The 16,203-nt window shown below is 34.8% G+C and carries 16 protein-coding genes; 14 read left to right on the top strand and 2 right to left on the bottom strand.

Going from position 1 to position 16,203, the window contains the following annotated elements; all coding sequences use genetic code 11:
- Window positions 1-3 precede the first annotated feature (3 nt).
- From fliD to flgN, 3 genes are read left to right on the top strand one after another with little or no spacing between them, the layout of a single operon-like run.
- Window positions 4-1,563 (top strand): flagellar filament capping protein FliD, encoded by a 1,560-nt coding sequence (gene fliD, locus THEBR_RS09010; RefSeq protein ID WP_012269592.1) that lies wholly within the window; start codon window positions 4-6, stop codon window positions 1,561-1,563.
- A 14-nt stretch (window positions 1,564-1,577) separates the two neighbouring features.
- Entirely contained in the window at window positions 1,578-1,964 is a 387-nt protein-coding gene (gene fliS, locus THEBR_RS09005; protein WP_012269591.1) for a flagellar export chaperone FliS, read from the top strand.
- Window positions 1,951-2,439 (top strand): flagellar export chaperone FlgN, encoded by a 489-nt coding sequence (flgN, locus tag THEBR_RS09000; RefSeq protein ID WP_013570835.1) that lies wholly within the window; start codon window positions 1,951-1,953, stop codon window positions 2,437-2,439. Before fliS ends, flgN begins: the two co-directional genes overlap by 14 nt.
- A gap of 309 nt (window positions 2,440-2,748) precedes the next feature.
- Here flgN and THEBR_RS08995 read toward each other — a convergent pair whose 3' ends face one another.
- A complete protein-coding gene (locus THEBR_RS08995; RefSeq protein ID WP_012269589.1) occupies window positions 2,749-4,857 on the bottom strand; it encodes a methyl-accepting chemotaxis protein in 2,109 nt (702 codons plus the stop codon).
- Window positions 4,858-5,087: 230 nt separating this feature from the next.
- Between THEBR_RS08995 and THEBR_RS08990 the strand changes: the two genes are divergently transcribed.
- The 10 genes from THEBR_RS08990 (at window position 5,088) to THEBR_RS08945 (ending at window position 13,725) form a co-directional block, all read left to right on the top strand.
- Entirely contained in the window at window positions 5,088-5,285 is a 198-nt protein-coding gene (locus THEBR_RS08990; RefSeq protein ID WP_003869296.1) for a zinc-ribbon domain-containing protein, read from the top strand.
- Window positions 5,286-5,774: 489 nt separating this feature from the next.
- The gene (gene ltrA, locus THEBR_RS08985; RefSeq protein WP_012269208.1) at window positions 5,775-7,187 is read left to right on the top strand and encodes a group II intron reverse transcriptase/maturase; all 1,413 of its coding nucleotides are present in this window, start codon (window positions 5,775-5,777) and stop codon (window positions 7,185-7,187) included.
- Between the two features lie 349 nt (window positions 7,188-7,536).
- Entirely contained in the window at window positions 7,537-8,322 is a 786-nt protein-coding gene (locus THEBR_RS08980; RefSeq protein ID WP_003869297.1) for a basic amino acid ABC transporter substrate-binding protein, read from the top strand.
- A gap of 64 nt (window positions 8,323-8,386) precedes the next feature.
- Complete coding sequence (locus tag THEBR_RS08975; protein WP_012269588.1) at window positions 8,387-9,049, top strand: amino acid ABC transporter permease; 663 nt, start codon at window positions 8,387-8,389, stop codon at window positions 9,047-9,049.
- Window positions 9,036-9,758, top strand: a complete 723-nt coding sequence (locus THEBR_RS08970; protein WP_003866866.1) for an amino acid ABC transporter ATP-binding protein — start codon at window positions 9,036-9,038, stop codon at window positions 9,756-9,758. Before THEBR_RS08975 ends, THEBR_RS08970 begins: the two co-directional genes overlap by 14 nt.
- A 103-nt stretch (window positions 9,759-9,861) precedes the next feature.
- On the top strand, window positions 9,862-10,407 hold the full coding sequence (gene hpf, locus THEBR_RS08965; protein ID WP_012269587.1) for a ribosome hibernation-promoting factor, HPF/YfiA family: 546 nt from the start codon (window positions 9,862-9,864) through the stop codon (window positions 10,405-10,407).
- 129 nt (window positions 10,408-10,536) lie between these two features.
- On the top strand, window positions 10,537-11,178 hold the full coding sequence (locus THEBR_RS08960; protein WP_012269586.1) for a hypothetical protein: 642 nt from the start codon (window positions 10,537-10,539) through the stop codon (window positions 11,176-11,178).
- 220 nt (window positions 11,179-11,398) lie between these two features.
- Window positions 11,399-12,673, top strand: coding sequence for an HD-GYP domain-containing protein (locus THEBR_RS08955; protein WP_012269585.1), 1,275 nt, complete (start codon window positions 11,399-11,401; stop codon window positions 12,671-12,673).
- Entirely contained in the window at window positions 12,663-13,247 is a 585-nt protein-coding gene (locus THEBR_RS08950) for a DUF5317 domain-containing protein (RefSeq protein WP_012269584.1), read from the top strand. Before THEBR_RS08955 ends, THEBR_RS08950 begins: the two co-directional genes overlap by 11 nt.
- The gene (locus THEBR_RS08945) at window positions 13,213-13,725 is read left to right on the top strand and encodes a transcription repressor NadR (RefSeq protein ID WP_004400832.1); all 513 of its coding nucleotides are present in this window, start codon (window positions 13,213-13,215) and stop codon (window positions 13,723-13,725) included. The genes THEBR_RS08950 and THEBR_RS08945 overlap by 35 nt, the downstream gene beginning before the upstream one ends.
- A gap of 234 nt (window positions 13,726-13,959) precedes the next feature.
- On the opposite strand, the gene THEBR_RS08940 is transcribed toward THEBR_RS08945, so the two are convergent.
- On the bottom strand, window positions 13,960-15,141 hold the full coding sequence (locus tag THEBR_RS08940; protein ID WP_012269583.1) for an ISL3 family transposase: 1,182 nt from the start codon (window positions 15,139-15,141) through the stop codon (window positions 13,960-13,962).
- 210 nt (window positions 15,142-15,351) lie between these two features.
- Here THEBR_RS08940 and THEBR_RS08935 point away from each other — a divergent pair, with 210 nt between their 5' ends.
- Complete coding sequence (locus tag THEBR_RS08935; RefSeq protein ID WP_012269582.1) at window positions 15,352-15,852, top strand: hypothetical protein; 501 nt, start codon at window positions 15,352-15,354, stop codon at window positions 15,850-15,852.
- Window positions 15,853-16,203: the final 351 nt, after the last annotated feature.

Below are 16,203 nucleotides of genomic sequence, written 5' to 3'. Positions count from 1 at the left end.
AAGATGGATCCAATAAGTATGAATAGCTACAATATGAGCAATTTATTAAGAATAAGTGGTCTTGCGACAGGACTCGATACTGATTCTATTGTACAACAGTTAATAAGAGCTGCCAGTATTCCTCTTGATAGATTAGAACAACAAAAGCAATGGTATCAATGGCAACAAGAGGATTTAAGGGATATAAACAGTCAGCTTATGTCACTCCGAAATGACAATGTTTTTAAGCTCAAATTGCAGGGAACTTTTATGGCAAAAACTGTTACATCGTCAAATCCTTCAGTTGCTACCGCTACAGCAGGGGCAAATGCGGTGAATGGATCGTATACCATATCAGTATCGCAATTGGCTCAAGCCGCTACAACTGCAAGTACAGATAAAATTGGTGCTGCAACTAAAAATTCTGATGGAACATATACGTATAATGCACTTAATAATACGGGAAGCGATATAACTCTTTATTTAAAAGGATTAGATGGAAATGACAAAGAAATAATAATAAAAAATGGTGCGACAATAAAAGACGTAGTTGCTGCAATAAATGCCAAAACTAATGAGACAGGTGTAAGTGCTACATATGACCCAGGCTTAGATAGGCTATTTTTGGTATCAAATTTTACTGGAACAAATTCAAAGATTGATTTCAGTGGTACTACAGATCCAACTGCTCAAAATTTTTTAACAACTACGTTAAAGTTAGATTCAAAAGTTTTGGACACTGGAGGTATAACAGGCCAAGATGCACTATTTACTTTTAACGGTGTTCAAATGACAAGTTCAACTAACAATGTCACAGTAGCAGGAATAAATATTACCCTTACAGGAACAAGTAATAGCACAACAACCCTTACTGTTTTAACAGATGTTGACAAAATATATAACACAATAAAAAGCTTTGTTGACAGTTACAATGATATAATTACAAAGATTAATGCAAAGCTTACAGAAAAAAGGTATTACGATTATCCACCTTTGACTTCTGAACAAAAACAAGCTATGAAAGACAGTGATATAAAACTATGGGAAGAAAAGGCAAGGTCAGGGAATTTAAACAATGACGAAACTTTAATGCGAGTATATTACTCCATGAGAAATGTTGTTTCATCGACAGTATCCGGTGTAGGTTCTTTAAGTTCAATTGGCATTACTACAGGACAATGGTATGAAGGTGGAAAACTTTATATCGACGAAACGAAGTTAAAAGATGCTATTGCAAATGATCTGGACAAAGTAATGAAGATATTTGCTGGTGTTTATGAGACAGATTCTAATGGAAATACTACTTTGAAAACTTCAGGCATTGCACAAAATTTATATGATACTTTAAAACAAGGCATAGATGCCATAACAAGAAAAGCAGGGAGTACCGCTCAGCTTTACGATACAAGCTTTATAGGAAACAGGATAAGAGAAATAGATGATAGGATTGCTCAAATGCAAAGATATTTAAACGACCTTGAAAAGAGGTATTACGCGCAATTTACGCAGCTAGAAATGTATGTAGGACAAATGAATTCTCAAAGTGCGTGGTTGAGCCAACAAATTGGGGTTATGATGAAATAAAAGGGGGTGCGGTGATGGTAAATCCGTATCAGCAGTACAAAGAAAACGCGATTTTGACAGCCAGTCCTGAAGAGCTGGTACTGATGCTTTACAATGGCATAATAAGGTTTATAGAAGAAGCAAAAGGGGCGATAGAAAAAAAAGATTATATGGCAGCAAATAATAGTATACAAAGGGCACAAGACATTATTACAGAGCTTATGCTTACTTTGGATATGAATTATGATATTTCTAAAAACTTGTACAGTTTATATGACTATATGCTAAGAAGATTAATTGATGCTAACGTAAAAAAAGACGTGACAATTTTAGAAGAAGTAAAAGGATTTGCTATAGAATTGAGAAATACTTGGAGTGTAGCCCTTAATAAAGTTAGAGAGAAAGTCTATGCGAAGGGTTGATGAGATGCATAATAATGTAGAAAAACTTACTCAAATTGTACAGGATAAAATTCAAAGATTGAAAGAACTTTATGAGGTTACTGAAAAAATAGGTGTATCTATAACTTCCAACAATTTAGAAGAATTGAAAAATTTACTTACTACAAAGCAAAAAATTATAGAAGAAATTGACAAATTAGATGCCGATTTTATACCTTTATATAATGTTTTTAAAAAGCAAAATAAAGTGGAAAGTATTTTTGCTTTGGAAGGGAAAGTTACGGAAGAAATAAGTAAATTGAAAGCACTCTTTATAGAAACAAAAGCCCTTTTGGAAAAAATAAAAGAGAAAGACGATAAAAATCTTCAAAATATAACTGCTATTTCCGAAAAAATAGAAAACAAATTAGAAGAATTGTCGAAGAATAAAGAAGGGTATATAGAATATCTTAAATACTATACACCTGACAGTTATTTTTTAGATAAAAAACGCTAAAAGAAGCGGCAAATTACCGCTTCTCAATTTGTTGACAAAGTCAAAAATATTCAAAGGAGATATTTTGCAACGTCACTCCGATGTTCCAAAGCGACAAAACTAAACTCGACCTTCGGGTTCCGGCAGGGTACCGGGCACATTCGACATCCTTGTCTTAGTGCCCGCCTCCGCCATCCATGGCTTCGGCCCTGCCTCCACCCTCGGCCTTGCTAAGTTTTGTTGCCGCTTTGTCACAAGTCGTTCCTTATGCAAAATATCTCCTTTACGAAAGTTTGTCTACAGTCTGAGAAGCGGCAAATCGCCGCTTCTTTAAACTTTAAATTTATTTATTGTACTCATCAAGGTATTGGCAATATTGCTCAAATCTTGTGCGGATTTTGATATTTCTTCTATTGCAGTTTTTTGTTCCTCTGTTGCAGAAGATATTTCTTGGGTAGAGGCAGCAGCTTCTTCTGTTACTGCGGCGATATTTTGTATGGAATCTAACATTTCACTTCTGCTTTGAGAAATTTTCACCATTGAGTCATTGAGTTTATTAAGCTCCTCTACGATTCGATTTACTGCTTGCTGAATGCCGTAGAAAGTATGAACTGTTTTTGCTAAAGATTCATTTTGTTTTTCTATAGAAGCACTTGCTTGTTCTACTACTTTATGGGTATCATCAATGTTTTGCTGTATTTCTTTTATAATAGTTTCAATATTTTTAGCGGCTTCAGAAGACTGATTTGCCAATTTTCTCACTTCCTCGGCTACTACAGCAAAACCGCGACCGGCTTCTCCTGCACGGGCTGCTTCAATTGCAGCATTTAATGATAAAAGATTGGTTTGGTCAGCTATTGCGGTTATTGTTTCTACAATTTTTCCTATTTCATGAGATTTTTTCTTTAAATAGGAAGTAGATTCTTTCACTTTGCTGTGCATTAGTTCTGTGACTTTAGTCTTTTCGCTTAATTCTTTTATATTTTCTAATCCAGTATTTGCTGCTTTTGTTACAGAATCAGTTTCTTCATTTATATTCATTGAATTTTTCATTGTCACATCTAAATTTTGACTTAACAAATTGGTAATAGTTGCAGCTTTTTCAGCTTCTTTTGCTTGCTCCTGCGCGCCTTTTGCTATTTCTTCCATAGCTGCAACTACTTCATTTGTGATTTGCTCAGCTTTATTTGATGCAAAGGATACTTTTTTAGAATATTCGTATACAGAATTTGCGGCAGATAATACGTCGGCTACGAGGCTTTTTATACCATCTATCATAAGGTTAAAGCTTAAAGCCAGCTTGCCTATTTCGTCGTTTGATTTCACTTCTACTTCTTGTGTCATATCCCCATTTGCAGCTTTGCTCATTACTGTCATGACTTTTCCTATTTTTGAAGTAATATTTTTTGAGAAGAAATACGCTACTAATATTCCTATTAAAAGACTTATTAAACTAAAAATTATTGTGTTGTCTTTTATTTGAGAAGTTTTTTCAGCAAGTTCTGAAGAATCCATGGTTATTGCAGCTTTCCAACCAAAATTATTTAAAGTTTTTACAGATGCAAATTTATTTGTTCCATTGTCATTGTACTCAAAACTTCCTTCTTGCATAGAGAGAATCTTTTTGCCGTAATCGTATTTTGTTATGTAGGAAAATAAATTTTTCTTATCTTTATCAGCGATTATAATGCCTTCATTAGAAATTAAATACACATTTCCTGTTTTCCCTACTTTTATAGAAGAAATCATGTTAGAAAGAGAATCTAAATTTATGTCAAAAGCCAAAACTCCTACGACATCAGAAGCAGCTGAAGTTAAAGAACTTCTAACGGCTTTTGAAACAGTAACTACTCCTCCATTTGTCCCATCATTGCTGTAAGGGCCAGTCCATATTATTGCATCCGGATTTTCAATAGCTTTTTTATACCATTCCTGGCTGGTAGGGTCATAGTTTGGGTCGAGGGGAAGGTCAGGAGATTGAATTATTTTTTTATCTGGTGTTGCAAAATAAATAAGAGATATTTTAGTACTTTTTGCTTTTAAAATGGTTGTAAATAAATCTTGTAAATTCTTTTTATCAGTTTCAAAATCACCTTGTCCAAAATTTAGAATTTGAGGATTGGCAGAGAGAATAATAAGTTGAGTTTCAATATCATTTTTGAAAAGGTCTACATAATTATTTATTAGTCCTAATGTATCAGCATTAGAGATGTTAATAGTATCTTGTAAAATTTTTATTGACTTGCTTGTAGACATATAACCAGTGAAAGCGAGAGGTACGATTATTATAAAGGCTATGAAGGTCATTAATTTAGCAAATATGCCGCTGCCACTGTTTGAAAGATTTAGTCTAACGTTTGCCTTAGGAATTTTAAAAAACGAAATTTTAGGGAACCTTAGTTTTAACTCTTTCTTTTGAATTCCTTTTTGCCTTTTCATTAGTCAAACACCTCCAAAATGGGTGAATTAAGTTATGCAAGCGGTTGTATAAATATATTATACCACTGTTAGATGGATTTTACAATAAAATGTCGGAATTTGTATTTTGAGATCGTAAAAATTTTATTAAAATTTTATTGCTATTTAAGGTTTAAGGTGATATAATACACGTATAATATAATCGAAAGATTATATTGAACCAAAAATTCAAAGTGAGGGGATTATTAGTTATGTATCAAGACAAAGTGTTAGTGTGCAAAGATTGTGGAAAAGAGTTTGTGTGGACAGCAGGAGAACAACAGTTTTATGCGGAGAAAGGCTTTCAAAATGAGCCTGTAAGATGTAAAGCGTGCAGAGAAGCGAAAAAAAGAAGAAACCATCAGTACAATGCTAGAAGAGACAAGAAAGCTTTTGGCATGAGCAGATAATCCCCTTACTTTTTCGCAAGAAAAGTAAAGAGGATTATACAAAAGACACCATTTTGGTGTCTTTTTTACGTGCGCCCGGCATGGGCGATAGCTAGGCGGTGAAAGTCCGCTGTGGGCTTGGTAGTGGGAACCACTAGCCAAGAGCAAGGGTGTCCATCGTGAGGTGGAATCTGAAGGAAGCTTAAGGCAAAATCTCGGTCTGATGAACAAGAACCAGATAAGAGGCTGAATTGGGATGGATGAGTTTGCGTAACAAAACGAAGTCCAACACTACCCGAATCCCATACAGTAAATCTGGCAGATATATGAGATGAAAGTTATCGTTCTTACCCGGGGAGGTCTCAAGGACAAGTCACTAAAGTGAACTCTGAAGTGACAACCCATACAGTGATGTATGGTTGAACCTTGAGAAGTCAGCAGAGGTCATAGTACTTATCTAGTCATGAATAGATAAGGAAGGGCCGAACGTTAGGAGGTTTTGGAAATCTTATGGACTCGAAAGATATGCAGAGACTGCAGACAACTCAACAAAGAGGCTATCCGTTGAATAGAGAAATGGAATTTCAAAAGACAACGGAAGTGCATAGTATATCATCGGCGTCAAAAGATAGAAGAAACGATGTACAAAGATATACCAGCAAGATGCTTGAAATGATAGTAGAACGAGGAAACATGAGAGCAGCATACAAGCGCGTTGTTGCAAATAAAGGAAGCCATGGAGTCGATGGGATGGAAGTAGATGAACTTCTACCGTATCTCAAAGAAAACTGGGCAACCATAAAACAACAACTGCTGGAGGGGAAATACAAACCACAACCAGTGCGAAGAGTAGAAATTTCCAAACCAGATGGAGGAGTAAGACTACTAGGAATACCTACAGCACTAGATAGGCTAATACAACAAGCAATAGCCCAAATACTAAATAGAGTCTACAACCATACATTTTCTGATAGCAGTTATGGATTTAGACCAGGACGCAGTGCAAAAGACGCAATAAAAGCCGCAGAAGCATATATAAATGAAGGATATACATGGGTTGTAGATATGGACTTAGAAAAGTTCTTTGATAGAGTAAACCACGACATAATAATGTCCAAACTAGAAAAGCGGATAGGAGACAAAAGGGTACTAAAGTTAATACGAAGATACTTAGAATCAGGAGTAATGATAAACGGAGTCAAAGTATCAACAGAAGAAGGGACACCCCAAGGAGGGCCATTAAGTCCCCTATTAGCAAACATAATGTTGGACGAACTAGACAAAGAACTTGAGAAACGAGGGCATAAATTCTGCCGATATGCAGATGACTGCAACATATATGTAAAAAGCAGGTCTGCAGGAAACAGAGTAATGAAGAGCATAAAGAAATTCATAGAAAGCAAATTAAAACTAAAAGTCAACGAAGCAAAAAGTGCTGTAGATAGACCATGGAGAAGAAAATTTCTTGGATTTTCATTCTACACAAAAGAAAACGAAGTAAGAATAAGAATCCATGAAAAATCCATCAAAAGGTTTAAGGAAAAAGTAAGAGAAATAACCAATCGGAACAAGGGAATAAGCATGGAAAACAGAATAAAAAGACTAAATCAAATAACAACAGGATGGGTCAACTATTTTGGATTAGCAGACGCGAAAAGCATAATGAAAACCCTTGACGAATGGATAAGGCGAAGACTAAGGGCATGTATATGGAAACAATGGAAGAAGATAAAAACGAAGCATGATAACTTAGTAAAACTAGGAGTAGAAGAACAAAAAGCCTGGGAATACGCCAATACAAGGAAAGGCTACTGGAGAATATCCAATAGCCCAATCCTAAATAAGACTCTTACAAATAAATACTTTGAAAGCATAGGTTATAAGAGTTTATCCCAAAGATATCTAATTGTACACAATTCCTAATGAACCGCCGTATACCGAACGGTACGTACGGTGGTGTGAGAGGACGCTGAATAAAATAATTATTCAGCTCCTACTCGATACTTCAGAACTTTTTCCACATTGTTAAAAGCGAATTTAAAAGTTATTCACAAACTTATCCACATTATCCACAGATTTTTATTTCACAACATATTTTTTTCTTTCTAAAAAAATTTCCTGTCCTCTTTAAAGAAAAAAATATTGAAATTTTATTCATATGATATTATAATTATGAAAGCAAAAGGTCAGAAAATCTATTTGTAGCAGTTATTTATAATTGACATTTTTTATGAATTTACAAAATTTTTATTAAGAGGAGAGGAGAAGAAAAATGAATAAAAAAACATTATTTGTTTTCTTAACAATGACAATTATTTTGGGTTTAATTTTATCCGCTTGTGGCAACAAACCAGCTAATACTTTGGACAAAATTAAGGAAAAAGGCGTTATCGTAATGGGAACAAGTGCAGATTTTCCACCTTATGAGTTCCATAAAGTAGAAGGAAACAAAGATACAATAGTGGGTTTTGACGTTGATATAGCAAATGCCATTGCGAAAAAATTAGGGGTTAAGCTGGAGATAAAAGATATGGACTTTAAAGGATTGATTCCAGCTCTTCAAGCTGGGCGCATAGATATGGCGATTGCTGGAATGACTCCAACACCGGAGAGGGCTAAAAGTGTTGATTTTTCAGACCTTTATTATGATAGTAAACAAGTGGTAGTAGTGCGTAATGACAGTCCTATTTCCAAATTTGATGACTTAAAAGGCAAAACTGTTGCAGTGCAAATAGGCACCACCTCTGAAGAAGCTGCTAAAAAGATACCGGATGTAAAATTGAAGCAGCTAAATCGTGTTGGAGACGCTTTTATGGATTTAAAGAATGGCAGATGTGATGCGATAGTATTGGAAAATACTGTAGCAAATGCATATCTCAAAGAATACAAGGACATGAAGATACTTAACATGAAAGAAATCAACACGGTAGAAAATGGTTCTGCTGTTGCAGTAGCTAAAGGAAATAAAGAATTAGTGAATATAATAAACGATGTGATAAAAGAGTTAAAAGCAAGTGGCGAATATGACAAACTTATAGATAAATGGTTTAAGCAATGATGAAATTTGGTGGAGAATTTTAAAAACAGTTCTCCACTAAAATTTTGCTGAAAGGAAGATTTTTATGAGTATAAATTTTTTGAGCATGCTAAAATACAGTCATTTATTTGTAAGCGGCCTTCTCATGACTTTAAAACTCACCTTTTTAGCAGTGACTATAGGAGTTATATTAGGTCTGATTGTTGCTCTTATTAAAATGTCTTCTATAAAACCTATAAGCTTTATAGGCGCAAGCTATGTTGAAATTATAAGAGGTACTCCTCTTTTGGTACAACTTTTATTGATATACAATGGCCTTATGCAATTTGGAATAGATATACCCGCTTTTACAGCAGGCGTTTCTGCTCTTGCCATAAATAGCGCTGCCTATGTTGCAGAGATTATAAGGGCAGGTATACAAGCGGTAGACCCTGGTCAAAACGAAGCAGCTCGCTCTCTTGGCATGACTCATGCTATGGCGATGAGGTACGTTATAATTCCTCAGGCAATAAAAAATATCCTTCCTGCTTTGGGAAATGAATTTATCGTGATGCTCAAAGAATCAGCTATTATATCAGTAATAGGTTTTGCAGACCTTACAAGGCAAGCAGATATTATACAAAGCATTACTTATAAGTATTTCGAGCCTTACATCATCATTGCAGCTATATATTTTATAATGACCTTCATCTTTTCAAGACTCCTTGGAATCTTTGAAAGGAGGCTTAGGGCTGGTGATACGCGTTAATGAGGTGTATAAAACCTTTGGGGATTTAGAAGTATTAAAAGGTGTAAGTTTAAATGTAAATAAAGGAGAAGTTGTTGTAATAATAGGACCAAGCGGTTCAGGGAAAAGTACCCTTTTAAGGTGTATAAACCTTTTAGAGGTGCCTACTAAAGGAGAAATCTATATTGAAGGGATCAAAATAAACGACAAAAAAGTAAACATCAATAAGATAAGGCAAAAAGTAGGGATGGTTTTTCAGCACTTTAATTTATTTCCTCACTTGACGGCTCTTGAAAATGTAACGTTAGCTCCTATTAAAGTGAAGAAGATGGACAAAAAAACTGCTGAAGATATAGCTTTGGGCTTACTTGAAAAAGTAGGTCTTTTAGACAAAAAGGACGAGTACCCTATTAAGCTATCAGGCGGTCAAAAGCAGAGACTTGCAATCGCAAGGGCATTAGCTATGCAGCCAGATATTATGCTTTTTGATGAGCCCACATCAGCCCTTGACCCTGAAATGGTAAAAGAAGTTTTAAACGTCATGAAAGGCCTGGCAAATGAAGGGATGACTATGGTAGTTGTCACTCATGAGATGGGGTTTGCGAGGGAAGTAGGGGATAGAGTCATTTTTATGGACGATGGAATGATAATTGAAGAAGGGACGCCAGAAGATATTTTCTACAATACAAAAAATGAAAGGACAAAAGAATTTATAAGTAAGATTTTGTAAAGGCACTCCAAAAGGAGTGTTTTTTGTTTCCACATATTGCAGGAATATTGTTTTTTATGTAGAATTATATTAAATAGAAGGATAATGAGAGGGGTTTGATACTATGAATATCACAGTAAGCGGTAAAAATGGCATGGCAGTTACAGATGGACTAAGGGATGCGGTTATAAAAAATGTGAGCAAGTTAAGCAAATACTTTCCAGAAGATACTGAAGTTAGGACTGTTTTAAGTGTCCAGAAAAACAATCACATTGCGGAAATCACAATACCTTTTAAGGGTATTATATTTAGAGCTGAAGAAGTCAGCGATGACATGTATGTGTCAATTGATAGGGTTGTAGACAAAATAGAAAAACAAATACTCAAACACAAGGCAAAGCTTAAAAATAGATTTGGTTCTAATGAGTCAATAAGGTTTGAAATTCCACCTGCTTATGAAGAAGCTAAGGGAGAAGAGGAAGAGGGTTCCTTTGAAATAGTTAAAACAAAGAGGTTCCCCATAAAGCCTATGTCACCTGAGGAAGCGATTCTTCAGATGAACCTTTTGGGACATAACTTCTTTGTATTTACAAATGCCGACACTGACACTATAAATGTCGTATACAAAAGAAAAGACGGGAAATATGGCTTAATAGAGCCTTTAGAATAAAACTGCATAAGAAACAAAAAAATTGGGGATAGGCTCTATCCCCAATTTTTTTGTCTAAAAAGAAGGAATTTTAAATTTTGTATAGAATATATTTTTAGTGTGGACAAATTTTAATAGGGTGTGAAGATAATGGGTGAAATAACAAAAGATACAGTAAATTCGATGGAAGGGTATATAAATAAAATTCAAGGAGTACTATCCAGTAGGGTAGTTGTAGAGAATGGTGAAATAACAGAAATTCACGTGTTGGCTGACAGTACAAGGAATGCAAAGCAGATTGCAAGAGATGTGCAATCTGTCATAATGGCGCAGTTTGGAATTGATATAAATCACAAGATTGTCAGTGTAGCGCAAATTGATACTGGAGAAAATCTCCAAGGAGAACAGAGGCTTGTTTTTTCAAGCTATTCATTTATAAATAATGGACTTACCAGTGAAGCAAGAGTTATCCTCACAAGAGGCGATGAGGTTTTTGAAGGATATGCTGAAGGACCTAATACTGCAAGTAATAAATATAAAATAATTGCCAATGCTACACTGGACTCTATTTCTAAATTGATTCCCAAAAACCATTTATTTTTATTGGAAGATGTCGATATATTTAATATAGCAAAAAACAGGATAATAGTTGTAGGGGTTACTCATGTAACAAATAACCAGGAGGAACTCCTTACCGGGTCTTGTCTTATAAAAAAAGATGAAGGGGAGGCTGTGGTAAAAGCCACATTAGACGCCGTCAACAGGCGTGTAATGTCAATTACGTCCCGTTAGTTTTTTAACACCCAAACCGCTTAAAAGTTGCTTAGCGTAGCGTTACCTGAAGCCTAAGGGCAGAAGAGTTATCACAGCAAAGGAGGGTTTCAGGATGAACAAAACGACACTTATAAAAATATTGTTAGTTTTAATGGCACTCGCATTAGCAGGAGGTGCAAATGTTTCGTGGGTTTAAGCGGTTTGAGGTGTTTTTTAGATTGAAAATAGGAGGTCTATTATGCTTAACAAAAGAGTAAAAATATACATTTCTATAATAATAGCTTTAGGGTTATCTTTTATTATTTATTCTATATTAAACATTCCTATAAATAGAATTGTAGATATAATTCTATTCGTTTTTTTTGCTGCTTTAGCTGAATCAATGCCAATATATGTAACAAAAGAACTTGCGGTATCTGTTGCTTTTGCTATTGATTTAATGGCTATTCTTATTTTCGGGCCTTATCAGGGAGCTTTAATTGCCTCATTAGGCATGACCTTTCGCTTCCCCAAATATCCAGATGGTAGGAGAGTACATATATTTAATTTACCTTATTATAAAGTTTTATTTAATGCTTCTCAACTAGCTTTAAGTGTTGGTATTGGTGGTTTAGCATATGAATATACTGGGGGTATTCCGGCTACTTACATATATCCTCGATATCTTTTGTCTGCAGTGTTAGCAGCAATAGTATATTACCTATTAAACACTTTTATTGTAGCAATATTATTATCTCTTTTATTAAATAAGTCTTTTAAATATATATTAACAAAAGATTTTAAATGGATGATTCCAAACTTTCTTTTTCTTGCCTTTTTGGGTATAATTATGTCAGAAGCTTTTATAAGAATAGGGTATATAAGTTTCATTTTACTTTTTATACCTCTATTAATGATACGCTATATGTTTAAGCTTTACATGGACTCAAAGCAGTCTTATTACGACACAATAAATGTGCTTGTAAAGGCTCTTGATGCAAAGGATAAATATACAGCGGGTCATTCAAAAAACGTTGAAAAAATTGCGGCTTTGCTCTGTAGAGAATTTGGGTTAAGTGAGTCTCAAACTGAAATGGTGAGGATTGCAGCCCTTTTACATGACATAGGAAAGATTGGAGTAAAAGAAGAGGTTTTAAATAAGCCAGGGAAGTTAACTGATGAAGAATTAAGCATAATAAAAGAACATCCCCAAAAAGGCTATGAAATTTTAAGAGATGTTCCGGCTTTAAAGGAGGCCTCTCTATGGGTGAAATACCATCACGAGTGGTACGATGGAAGTGGATATCCCGATGGCATAAAAGGTGACGAAATACCATTGGAAGCGCAGATACTTTCCCTCGCAGACGTTTTCGATGCTTTAGTTTCAGACAGGCCCTACCGAAAGGCTTTTTCACAAGAGGAAGCTTATAAAATAATTTTAGAACATGAAAGGACGCAGTTTAGCCCTAAAATAATAAACGCCTTTAAAAAAGCTTTTGAAAAGAATAGGGAGGAGTTTAAGCATGATATTTGATTCACTTAGTGCTTCTCTAATTTACGGAACTTTAAGAAGAGGAAAAATCAGCGGAATTGCTGATATTGACATAAAAAAACCCAGCCTTTTTATAGCTGCTTTTGTTTTGGAGTTTGGTATGTTAAACCTTGCTAATAAGTTTCACGTCATTATGGAATACCGGTCTTATATCCACTTTTTTGTTTATCTTTTGCTTTTCATAGGACTGTGGTACAATAAAGATAACAGGTATTTTAGAATAATAAGCATTGGAGTGCTTTTAAATTTTATCGTTATATTTGTCAACGGAGGAAGGATGCCTGTCTCTGTTGATGCTTTAAAGGTAGCGGGACTTAATAATCTCATTCCTGACCTTCAGGCAAATAAAATTGCTACACATCAGGTTTTGACAAGTTCTACACGGTTAAAATTTTTAGCAGATGTCTTAGTGTTGCCGAAACCTTATCCATTGCCAAAAACCTTTAGCATAGGAGATTTTATAATGGCGACAGGCACATTTTTACTTGTTACAAATGCAATGCTTAAAAAGGTGAAAAATCATGACGGCACAAGAGCGAAGGAACAAAATAGTTGAAATTTTAAAGAATGCTAAAGAGCCTATATCCGGCTCTGACCTTGCTAAAAGTTTTGGAGTGACAAGGCAAATTATTGTGCAAGATATAGCTATTTTAAGGGCTAAAGGGATTAAAATATTGTCTACCCCTCAAGGTTATATAATAGACATTGTAAAAGAAAACACTGTAAAAAGGGTTTTTGCTGTCAAACACGGATATGACAGGACAGAGGAGGAGTTAAATTTAATAGTTGACAATGGCGGAAAAGTGCTAGATGTAATTGTAGAGCATCCCTTCTATGGGGAGATAAAAGGGCTTTTAATGCTTTCTTCAAGGTATGATGTAAGTAAATTCATGGAGTTTGTAAAAGAAGGAAAAGCGACCCTTTTGTCTTCTCTGACGGATGGAGTGCATCTTCACACTGTTGAAGGGGAAAATAAAGAGGTACTAGATAGAATACAAAAGGTCTTAAAGGAAAAAGGCTTTTTAATAGAATAAGGACTTAACCACTTTAAAAATTTTTAAGGCTCTTTGTCAATAGTTGGGGTGGGTATTTTTTCTGAATGCCCACCTATAAATCTTATCACATAATATGGTAATATTTGTAAATTGTTAGTTGTGATAAGAGATATAGCTAGAAGTATGGGTGGATATTTATCTATGCCTTTTCATCAAAGCTCTATAATATCCTTGAATATCCTTTATCACTAAAAATAGTATTAAGTTAGAACATTAAGCATTACAATATAATATTCTCTTTCTAAATCGATGAAAATTTCTATAGCCATATGCAAGCCTTTTTAGCACCTTAATTTTATTATTGTAACCTTCTGTTACAGAATTAGTATATGGTATATCAAAGGCATTTGTTATTTCTTCAAACCAACGGTTAAATACTTGCACACATCTTTTAAATTCATCAATTTTGCTTTCTTTAGCTAACTGTATCCATCTTTTTAATTCTATTTTTGCTTCCTTTGAATTTTTGCATTTTAATACTTTATCATTAAATTCTTCTTTTAAAAGGTATGCTATTCTTAAGTCGTCGCTGTACCAGAACATTACTTCCAATTCTTCTTTTTGTTCTGTTGTTAAAGTATCATATTTTGCAAGAAGAAGCTTACGGCTTCTTTTGAAATATTTTCTTTTATTGTCTGGTAGCTCTTTTTGTATTCTCTTTCTTACATTTTCTATCGCCCAATATATGTATCTTGTAAAATGAAATTTGTCTATTGCTATTTTAGCTCCTTTGAAATATGTTTTTACTGTATCTGAAAAAGGCCTCCACATGTCTATAATAACCCACTTTACTTTATTCCTGTCTTTAAATCTTTTGAAATATTCACTTAGATTCTCTTGTTTTCTGTCTTTTAAAATATCTAATATTTTTCTTTCTTTTGGGTCTACAATAATGCAATGATATTTCCTGCCTCCAGAGTTCCCTTTGAATTCGTCTATACTGATAATTTCCGGTAATGTTTTATAATCAGGTTCTACTCCTATTGTGTCTAAAAGTCTCATCACAGTCGTAATTGATACCCCTGTAACTTCAGATATATCTTTCATGCTTTGTTGTTTTTTTAGTTGTTGTAGTATGTAAATAGATAATCTGTTGGTCATTCTATGGTAACGTGGTAAATAGTCTACATGTTCATAGAATTTCTTGCCACAGTGTTTACAAACGTATCTCCTCTTTTTTAGTACTATCACTGTTGGTTTCCCGAATAGCGGTACATCTTTTATTCTTTGTACTCTATAATCATGAATCTTAGATGTTATTTCCCCGCACCTTGGACAAATATGTGGTTTCTGTTTCATCTTAATATGAAGCTCTATCCTGTTGTCATTCTCTACAACACCTTCCAAAATTGTATCTTCAGATTTTAAGAAATTTGTGATATAATTACCTTGCACTTATTCTGATGCCTCCTTTTGTTGGGTTATTTTAACCACTTCTATTATAGCAGGCATTCAGAATAAGTGCTCTCTTTTTATAGATTTCTTTTTCCCCACCCCAACATTTATTATAGAACCATTTTTAAAAAGTGGTTATTTTATTATTGACAGGTGTATATACATCTGTGTATACTATAATTGTGAAAAGTAAAAAATGGGGGTTTTAACGTGAAGACAAGAGAAATTACTATTGGAGGGCTTTTAGCAGCACTATCCCTTATTATACCTTTGGCTTTTGGAGGAGTTTTAGGGATAGTTATTCCGCCTTTCTCAGCCACACTGGCATCCCATGTACCTGTAATGCTGGCAATGCTTATAAGTCCTGCAACAGCGGTATTTGTGGGTGTTGTATCTGCGATAGGATTTTTAATAAAATTGGGACCTATAATAGCAGCAAGAGCAGCGGTTCACGCAGTGTTTGGCTATGTTGGAGCTAAAATGATACAAAGAGGATATTCTTTTCCCGTGGCGTTAGCTGTTACACTTCCAATACATGCTGTTTTAGAAGCAATTGTGGTGATGCCTTTTGGATTTGATTTTTACAAGTCTTTTGTGGTTGTAGGAGTAGGGACAATGATCCACCACACAATAGATTCTGCAATTGCATTGGCACTATTTTACGCATTAAATCCTATTTTGAAGTTTAAAGCTGTGGACATAAAAAATTAACCTTTTAAAAAGGAAACGTCTCATTTTGAGATGTTCTCAGTCTGTAGACAAACTCTTTATGATGTATTGGCATTTTGCATAAGTGAAGCGACTTGACAGCCCGGCACTCAAATAAACTTGCTATTACTTTGCTTTGTGATTATATAACATGTTTATTTGAGTGCCGGGAAACTTAAGGAGACCGACAGACGAAGGCGGGGCCGAAGCCAAGGAGGGCGGAGGCGGGCACCTGAGACAGGGATGTCGAATGTGCCCGGAACCCCGCCTGAGTCAGAGGTCGAGCTTTAGTTTAGTCTGTGATGTCACCTGGAGCGAACGATGCAAAATGCCAATAAAAAGGAACTTTGTCTA

Source organism: Thermoanaerobacter brockii subsp. finnii Ako-1 (assembly GCF_000175295.2).
Classification (GTDB): domain Bacteria; phylum Bacillota; class Thermoanaerobacteria; order Thermoanaerobacterales; family Thermoanaerobacteraceae; genus Thermoanaerobacter; species Thermoanaerobacter pseudethanolicus.
The sequence above is the reverse complement of the archived record's forward strand: the minus strand, read 5'-3'. Positions and strand labels throughout refer to the sequence as shown.